This window comes from Nocardiopsis chromatogenes YIM 90109 (genome assembly GCF_000341185.1).
Classification (GTDB): domain Bacteria; phylum Actinomycetota; class Actinomycetes; order Streptosporangiales; family Streptosporangiaceae; genus Nocardiopsis_A; species Nocardiopsis_A chromatogenes.
In genome coordinates this window covers 1-8113 of sequence record NZ_ANBH01000084.1, presented here as the reverse complement: position 1 = coordinate 8113, position 8113 = coordinate 1, and the positions used below count along the sequence as shown (strand labels likewise).

The 8113-nt window shown below is 75.3% G+C and carries 5 protein-coding genes; 2 read left to right on the top strand and 3 right to left on the bottom strand.

The window, feature by feature from the left end; genetic code table 11:
• Positions 1-1287: 1287 nt before the first annotated feature.
• Both D476_RS0108690 and D476_RS0108685 read right to left on the bottom strand, forming a co-directional pair.
• Positions 1288-3096 carry a PH domain-containing protein gene (locus D476_RS0108690; RefSeq protein WP_017623555.1) on the bottom strand — a complete coding sequence of 603 codons (1809 nt, stop codon included), beginning with the start codon at positions 3094-3096 and terminating at the stop codon, positions 1288-1290.
• Positions 3093-3608 (bottom strand): PH domain-containing protein, encoded by a 516-nt coding sequence (locus D476_RS0108685; RefSeq protein ID WP_192826367.1) that lies wholly within the window; start codon positions 3606-3608, stop codon positions 3093-3095. The genes D476_RS0108690 and D476_RS0108685 overlap by 4 nt, the downstream gene beginning before the upstream one ends.
• Before the next feature lie 286 nt (positions 3609-3894).
• On the opposite strand from D476_RS0108685, the gene D476_RS0108680 reads away from it, so the two are divergent.
• Positions 3895-4878, top strand: coding sequence for a daunorubicin resistance protein DrrA family ABC transporter ATP-binding protein (locus D476_RS0108680; RefSeq protein ID WP_017623553.1), 984 nt, complete (start codon positions 3895-3897; stop codon positions 4876-4878).
• Entirely contained in the window at positions 4875-5702 is an 828-nt protein-coding gene (locus tag D476_RS0108675; RefSeq protein WP_017623552.1) for an ABC transporter permease, read from the top strand. The genes D476_RS0108680 and D476_RS0108675 overlap by 4 nt, the downstream gene beginning before the upstream one ends.
• A gap of 371 nt (positions 5703-6073) precedes the next feature.
• Here D476_RS0108675 and D476_RS32595 read toward each other — a convergent pair.
• The coding region (locus tag D476_RS32595; protein ID WP_017623551.1) for an ATP-binding protein at positions 6074-8113 on the bottom strand (2040 nt) is incomplete at its 5' end.

Below are 8113 nucleotides of genomic sequence, written 5' to 3'. Positions count from 1 at the left end.
CAGCGACGTTCCCGGCGGCCCCGGAGCGACGAACACCGCGATTCCAGAACATGCCCTAGGGGCGCTATGCCCTGTTTCGACCCGATCGAGGTGTTCGGCGCGGCCGTGGGGGCGGGCGCGCGGCCGTCCGGGCGCCTCCGCCGGGCTCGCGGGGCCCGTGCGGGGCCGATATCGGCTACACGCCGTGATGCCGGGCTCGACTAACGGCTCTGGTGTGCTGTTTAGGGGCCTTCTGGCGCCGGATCCTGTTCACGGGTCGCGATGAACGCACGCCCGCTCCGCCCGCGCGGCCGCCCCGGCCGTCGAACAGGACGAGGGAGGCGCCCCGGCGCCCCGGCGCCCGGGAAACCGGGCGAAGCGGACACCGGGCCGGTGCCGGCGGGACCGGAACCCGCCTTCCGGACCCCACGGGCACCCCCGGGGCATCCATGGTCGTGGAACCTGCGCGGGACCACTGGCCGGGTGGCGGTGCCGCCGCCCTGGATCGCCGAACTCCCACGGCGTGCCCGATATACCCGGAATGCGCTCCAGCGGGCCGCCCCTCTGGGCCCGGGCGCCGACCCGGCGGCCGCCACGAGCGCGGGCGACCACCCGCCCACCCGGCCGCGCCGCCTTCCCGCACCGCGAGGAGCCCGCCGCCCGGCCTGAGCCCGCGAGCGGGGTACCTGCTGGTCCCGTCGCTGCCGACCACGGCGACCACGCACGCGCACGGCGGCCGACAACGCTGCCGGAGGGGGCGCCGACCTCCCCTCGTCGCCGCCTGCTCCCTCACACCCCGCCGACCTGCCGCCCGGCCGGGACCGGGGAACGGGGTACCTGCTCAGCCGCTGTCAGCCCGGACCGGGAAGAACCCGCCCCTCCCGGCAGGCAGGGCCGGGGAACCGCTCCGCTCGCTCCGTCGCCGCCCATTACGGCGACCAGCCACACGCCCCAAACTCGACAGCGCTGCGAGGACAGGCGCCGACCTTCGTCGTTGCTGCCCGGTCACCTCACGCCTCGGTGGCCCGCCGCCCGCGAGCGGGTACCTGCTGCGCCGCTTTGCCTGCCGGACCGCGAGCGACCCGCCGCCCGGCAGGCAGGACCCGGGAACCGCCCCGCTCACTCCGTCGCCGCCATCAACGGCGACCACGCACACACCCGCCGCCCGACAGCGCTACCGGAAGGGCCGCCGACCAGGCTCGTCGCGGTGGCCGGATCTCGTCCGGCCGAGGACCCGACCCGAGTACGGGGAGGCGGGGATTCGGACGGCTCCAGCGCCTGATACCCCACTCTCCGCCGCCGGAGGCGTCACTCCCCTGGGGCCTCGGGTTCCTTAGGTTCCCCTGCCGAGGACTCCTCTTCGGAGGACACCAGGAAGGGGCGCACCATCGCCGGGGTCACCCCGGCTGCGAAGGACACCGACTCGGCGAAGTCCGCGTCCACGGCCGTATATCCCCCTGCCCCGGCCCCCACCGCGGCCGTCAGGTGGGCCAGTCCCGCGCGGCGCTGGAAGAGGCTCTGCCGCCACAGCCACCCCACGATCGCCTCGCGCTGCACCATCGCCTGCTTGCGGGCCAGCGATCCTGACCGAACGCTGATACGGCGCTCATCCCGCCCGTGCCCCAACGACCGGTACCGGTCGACCGCCAGAGGCACCCCGAGCACAGCCAGCAGCACCAGCGGCGCCGCCGCCCAGTACCAGCCCGCCACGGCCGCCGCCGCGGCCCCCAGCACGGGCAGCGTCAGCGCGCGCACCAACCTGCGCCGCAGGGCGGCGCGCGGGTGCCGCTCCAGGCCTCCCTCGTAGCCGCCCAGCGTCTCCCCGACGATCCGCCCCACCTGGGCCCTGGGCCCCGCGGGCAGCAGCACCGCACGTGTGGAGGCGTCCCCCAGCCCGGTCATGATGGCCCGCAGCCGCACGACCGAGCGCGTCCGCTCCAGCGGGCTGTCGGCCAGCTCGTACCCCCGGACCCGCCGCCGCTCCAGGGTCACGCTCTGGCGGGTGAACAGCCCCCGCTCGGTGACCAGGGATTCCTCTCCGCCGACCAGCCGGAACCGCCAGTGGCCCACCGTGTAGGCGACGACGGCGAAGAGCGGCATCAGCAGGACGAGGACCAGCAACAGCGCGCCCACCAGACCGGCCACGACGAGGACACCGCCCTCGGCGAAGGCCCACTCGTAGAGCACCAGCGCGCGCTCGCTCGCCTCCAGCGCCCCCATCCGCTCCAGCAGGTCGCCCAGGCCTTGCGAGAGCAGCCCGAACACCGCCGCCAGCGCCACGAACGGCGTGAGCAGGTAGCCCACGCTGAGCATCCCGTAGGAGTACCAGCGCGTGGGCATGCTGAAGTACTCGTGCTCGGGGGCGGGCGCCAGGGCGCCGCTGTCGGGGGCGCCGGAGGGCTCCGCGGCCTCGCCGGGGTCGGCCCGGCCGTCCTCGGCGCCGTTCCCCGTCGCCTCCCCGGCGGTGCGCGCGCTCCGGAGCACGGCGCGGCGGTGGAGCAGGTCGTCGCGGAGGCGCCCGGCCTCGGCGGCCGACACCGCGTCGAGCTTGCCCTCTTCGTCGCCGCCTCCGCCCGCCGCGGCCTCCACCTTGACGACCGCCAGCCCGAGCACCCGGTGGACCAGGCTCGTGGTGACGTGCACCCCCCGGATCCGCTCCAGCGGGATGGTGCGGCGCGACCGCCCGATCCAGCCCTTCCGGATCTCCAGCCGTTCGGCCGCGACCTGGTAGCGGAAGGTGAGCCAGGTGTAGACGCCGGTGGCGACCATGCCGACCAGTGCCGCGAAGAGGCTGCCGAGCACCCAGGGGTTCTGCGTCGCGCCGAAGGCGATCAGCGCCAGCGGCACGATGAAGTTCTTCATATAGGTCACCGGCGCGGCGACCAGCATCAGCGGGCTCAGGCGCCGCCACGGCTCGGCCGGGGGGAGCGGTTCCGGCGGTTCCGCCGGTTCCGTGTCCGGGGCCTGGGCCGTGGCCGGGAGCGTGTCCGGGGGTGGGGCCGCGTCCGGGGTCGTGTCCAGGGCCGGGTCGGCCCCGCCGGCCTGCTCGCCGCCGGGCCCCTCCCCGGTCGGCCGCTCCTGCTCCTCCCCCGGGTCCCGCTCTCCGCGCGCGCTCATGTCGCGTCGTCCCGCAGCTCACCCGCGCGCACCGCGAGGTCCTCGGAGATCTTCCGGGCCTGGTCGGCGTCGAGCCCCTCGATCGTGGAGGACCCGGCGTGCGAGGCGGTCTGCACCTCCAGCGTCGCCACCCGGAACATCCGCTCGAACCACCCCTGGGTGTGGTCCACCGTCTGGATGCGGCCGATCGGCACCAGCTGCCATTCCCGGCCGATCCACCCCTTGCGGGTGTAGATGACGTCCTCGGTGACCTCCCACCGGTGCACCCGGAAGCGGAAGCGCGGCACGACCGCCGTCTCCACGACCCCGTACACCGCGTATGCCACCGGCACCCACCAGGCGTTGCGGCTCGCCCAGTCCGGGATCCACGACCAGCCGACGGTCATCGCCCCCCAAGCGGCGAAGCCCAGGACGGCGACGGTCACCAGGTGCCCCACCGCCGATCCGAGGGTCCACATGGGGACGGCGCGGGGTGAGACGCGGTGCTGGGGTGGGCGTAGACGGCTGTTCATCACGCGGCCGAGTCTACGGGCGCGCCGTCAGCGCCCGCAGCGCCCAGAAGCCGCAACGTCGGGCAAAGAACGGGCCATCTCCGAAATGGGCGCCGACCCCGCGGTGTTGTCCCCCGTGCCGGACGCCCCGGCCGCCGACGGCCGCCGCCCCGGCCGCCCTTGCGCACCACCGCTCCGACCACCCGCCCCGGCCGCCCCGTGACGCGCGGCTGTCAGCCGACATCTCAGTGCTTTGTCAGTCGCCCCCTTCAGACTTGGTCCTGTTACATCCCATTTGGAGGCACAGATGACAGACGCCATCCGCGCGGAGGGCCTCGTGAAGCGGTTCAAGGGGACCACCGCGCTCGACGGGGTCGACCTCGTCGCGCGCGCGGGGGCCGTGCTGGGCGTCCTCGGCCCCAACGGGTCGGGAAAGACGACGACCGTCCGCATCCTGGCGACCCTGCTGACCCCCGACGGCGGCCACGCCACCGTCGCCGGCCACGACGTCGTGCGCGAGCCGCACGAGGTGCGCCGCAGCATCGGGCTGACCGGCCAGTACGCCGCCGTCGACCAGGACCTGACGGGCACCCAGAACCTCGTGCTCATCGCCCGGCTGCTGGGCTACCCGCGCGCGGGGGCGCGCGCCCGCGCCGCCGAGCTGCTGGCCCGGTTCTCCCTCAGCGACGCCGCGGACCGCCCCGCCAAGACCTACTCCGGCGGCATGCGCCGCCGCCTCGACCTGGCCGCGAGCCTGGTCGGCCGCCCCTCCCTGCTGTACCTGGACGAGCCCACCACCGGCCTGGACCCGCACAGCCGCAACGAGCTGTGGGACGTGGTGCGGGGGCTGGTCGACGACGGGGTGACCGTGCTGCTGACCACCCAGTACCTGGAGGAGGCCGACCAGCTCGCCGACGACATCGCGGTGCTCGACCACGGCAAGGTCATCAGCCGCGGCACGCCCGACGAGCTCAAGGGCCGCGCCGGGGCCCAGGTGCTGCAGGTGCAGCCGCTGCACGCCGGTGAGCTGGAGCGGGTCGGCGGCATCGTGGAGCGGGTCACCGGAAACGAGGTGCGCACCAACGAGCGCACCGCCAGCGCCTCGGTCACCGACCCGGCGGTGATGCCGGAGGTGGTGCGCCGCCTGGACGAGGCCGGCATCTCCGTGGCCGAGCTCAACCTGCGCAAGCCCAGCCTCGACGAGGTGTTCCTGGCGCTGACCGGGCGCCCGGCCGAGGACACGACCGGCGGCGCCGACGGCGCCGCCCCTGCCGAGAGGACGCACGCATGAGCACCGCGACGACCGCGGAGCCGGTGGAGGAGGCCACCGCAGCGCCGCCCGCGCCCCGCGTCACCCCCGCGGTGGCGGTGCGGCACGGGGCGCTGCTGGCCTGGCGCAGCCTGCTCAAGATCAAGCGCAACCCCGAGGAGGTCCTCGGGCTGACGTTCATGCCGCTGATGTTCGTGGCCCTGTTCGTGTTCGTGTTCGGGCAGGCCATGATGGGCGACTGGCAGGTCTACCGGGACTTCATCATCCCCGGCATCACCGCCCAGTCGGTCATCTTCGCCACGATCGGCACCGGTGTGGCGCTCAACACCGACATCGAGAAGGGCATCTTCGACCGGTTCCGGTCGCTGCCCATCGCCCGCTCGGCCCCGCTGGTCGGGGCGATCCTGGGCGACCTGGTGCGCTACGGCCTCACGGTGATCGCCGTGCTGGTGGTGGCCGTGCTCATCGGCTACCGCCCGGAGGGCGGCGTGTTCGGCGTCGTGGCGGCGGGCGCGGTGGTGATGCTGTTCGCCTTCGCGCTGTGCTGGCTGTCGGCGTTCATGGGGCTGCTGCTGCGCACCCCGATGGCGGTGAACATCTTCGGGTCGGTGTGGATGTTCCCGCTGACCTTCGGCGCCTCGACGTTCGTCGACCCGGACGACATGCCCTCCTGGATGGGGGCGTTCGCGAAGGTGAACCCGGTCACGCACGTGACCGACACGATGCGCGGCCTGATGGAGGGCGGCCCGGTGGCCGTGCCCCTGATGTGGACGCTGGTGTGGGTGGTCGTCCTGATCGGGATCTTCTTCCCGCTGGCGACCCGCGCCTACAAGCGCCGCGCCTAGACCGTTGATGGGAGATTTCTGAACCTGCTGCGGACACGGCGGGGGGCGCCCGCGGCCGGTGTGTGCGGGCCGGGCGCCCCAGAGGACCGGGCCGGTGGTCCGGGCACTGAAGGGGCCGTTGGGGCCGGGGCGTGCCGGAGGGGCGNNGGTCGGCCCCCCGGTCGAGCCCCCGCCGGTGGTCCCCGACCACTGATCGGGGCACACCTATTCCCTCAACGATCCAGCGGCCGCACGGCCGGGGCAGCTGGAGCGCGCCCCGGCCGCTGAGACGGATACGCGCGGCCTCCCGCCTGAACACGGCGGGGGCCGCTCGCCGTCGCGGCGGTCCTGTCGGCCGCGCCCGACCGGCCCCCTCCGTGGGCAGGGGCCGCCTACCCCCACTCCCCGACGACCCGGTCCACCATCTCGACCGCCTCCCCCGGTTCAGCCGACGCCCCGCGCGCGTACTCCTCCTCGTAGCGGTCCCGCCCCAGCTCCTTGACCAGGTCGTGTGCCAGCGCGCGCAGGGCGCCGTCGGTCGTGAACGGCAGCCCCCGGAGCGCCTGCGCGGCCCCCAGCAGCCCCGCCGCCTCCACCGCGCGGCCGTCCGCGGCCCCCAGGACCAGCGCGGCCGCCTCCGCCACCGTCGCCGCCTGCTGGCCCTGGAGCCACGTGTCGAGCAGCCGCCAGGCGCCCGCCGCCGCGCTCCGGGCCGCGCCGGTGTCCCCCGTGGCCAGGTAGGCCCGGGACAGCACCGTCCTCCACATCGGTTCCATGTGCAGGCGCGCCACCGAGTTGATCTGGTCGGCCCCGGAGAGCACGTCCAGCAGCCGGTCCCGCGCCGCCTCCGGGGCCCCGCCGCGCAGCTCGACCTCGGCCCGGTAGAAGGCCAGGGACTGCCGGGTGTCGGGGGTGGCCGCCGACGCCTCGGCCTCGTCCAGCACTCCGGCCGCCCACTCCACGCGCCCCGCGCGCGCACCGATCGCCGCCCAGTTCCCCAGCAGCGCCGCGAGCTGGTCGGCCAGGCCCAGTTCGCGGGTGGTACGCACGGCCTCCCCGATCAACTCCTCGGCCCGCTCGGTGTCCTCGAACGCCTCCAGCTCGGCCAGCAGGAACAGCACGTGGGTCAGCACCCACCGGTCCCCGCCGCGGCGCACCTCGGCGCCGACCGCCCGGAGCCGGTCCAGCGCCTCGCCCGACCGCCCCGGGAAGGACTGCATGACCAGCGTGGCCGTGAACGCCCCCAGGTAGGCGCGCCGCCACGGGCCGCCGCGCCGGGCCGAAGCGTCCAGCCGCTCGACCGTGCCCTGCGGGTCCCGCCCCAGCATGGCCAGGAACACCGGAACGAACACCAGGGAGAGGTGGTCCTCGCAGCGCTCCCCCGAGGCGTGCACGATCCGCTCGATGGCCTCCAGCTCGGTGCGGATCGCCTCCACGACCTGCCCGGCCTCCTCCGGGCCGGAGACCCGGCGCCCCATGTCCTTCTCGATGGCGTGGGCGAAGCGGCACTCGGCGTAGGCCAGCTCGCGGCCGGGCGGGGGCGCGTCCCCGGCCAGCGCCAGCGCGTCCTCGGCCCAGCGCGACAGGTCCGACCAGGCGTCCACCCGCATCGCGTACAGGAACGCGGTGTGCACCATGTCCAGGGCGGCAGCGGCGTCGCCGGAGGCGACGGTGCGGCGCACCGCCGCCGCGTAGTTCTCGTGCTCCTCGCGCAGCCGCGCCAGCCATTCGAGCTGGCCCGGGCCGCGCAACGGCTCCTCGGCCGCACCCCACAGCCACCGCATGTGCCGGGCGTGCGCGGCGCGGACCCGGTCGCGCTCGCCGCTCTCGGCCAGTTTTTGGGCCCCGTAGGCGCGCACGGTCTCCAGCATCCGGTAGCGGGGCTGGCCGTGCCCGCCCGCGTCCGCGCCGTCCGCCTCCACCAGCGACTTGTCGACCAGGGCGAACAGAACCGACCACACGTCGCGGCCGCCGACGGTGCCGCCCCCGGAGGGCGGCGGGGCGCCGAGGGCGTGTTCCCCGTCCCCTCCGGCCCCCTCGGGCACACCGTCTCCTTCGGGCGCGCCGTCCCTCCCGAGCGCCTCGTCGGCGCACACCGCCTCAACCGCGTCCAGGGAGGCGCCCCCGGCGAACACCGACAGGCGCCGCAGCAGCGCCTGCTCGGCCCCGTCCAGCAGCTCCCAGCTCCAGTCGACCACCGCCTGCAGCGTCTGGTGGCGGGGGCGCACCTGGCGCGGCCCCGAGGCCAGCAGCCGGAACCGGTCGGTGAGCCGCTCGGCCAGCTGCGGCAGCGGCATCGCCCGCACCCGGGCCGCCGCCAGCTCCAGCGCCAGCGGCATCCCGTCCAGCTCCCGGCAGATCCGCACGACCGGCCCGGCGGTGGCCTCGTCCACGGCGAAGGACGGCCGCCAGGCCCGCACCCGGTCGGCGAA

Excerpts from the sequence above, each read along its gene's own strand:
- D476_RS0108675 (WP_017623552.1), top strand. The coding sequence starts at position 4,875 with ATGAGCACCGCGACGACCGCGGAGCCGGTGGAGGAGGCCACCGCAGCG.
- D476_RS0108680 (WP_017623553.1), top strand. The coding sequence starts at position 3,895 with ATGACAGACGCCATCCGCGCGGAGGGCCTCGTGAAGCGGTTCAAGGGG.
- D476_RS0108690 (WP_017623555.1), bottom strand. The coding sequence starts at position 3,096 with ATGAGCGCGCGCGGAGAGCGGGACCCGGGGGAGGAGCAGGAGCGGCCG.
- D476_RS0108685 (WP_192826367.1), bottom strand. The coding sequence starts at position 3,608 with ATGAACAGCCGTCTACGCCCACCCCAGCACCGCGTCTCACCCCGCGCC.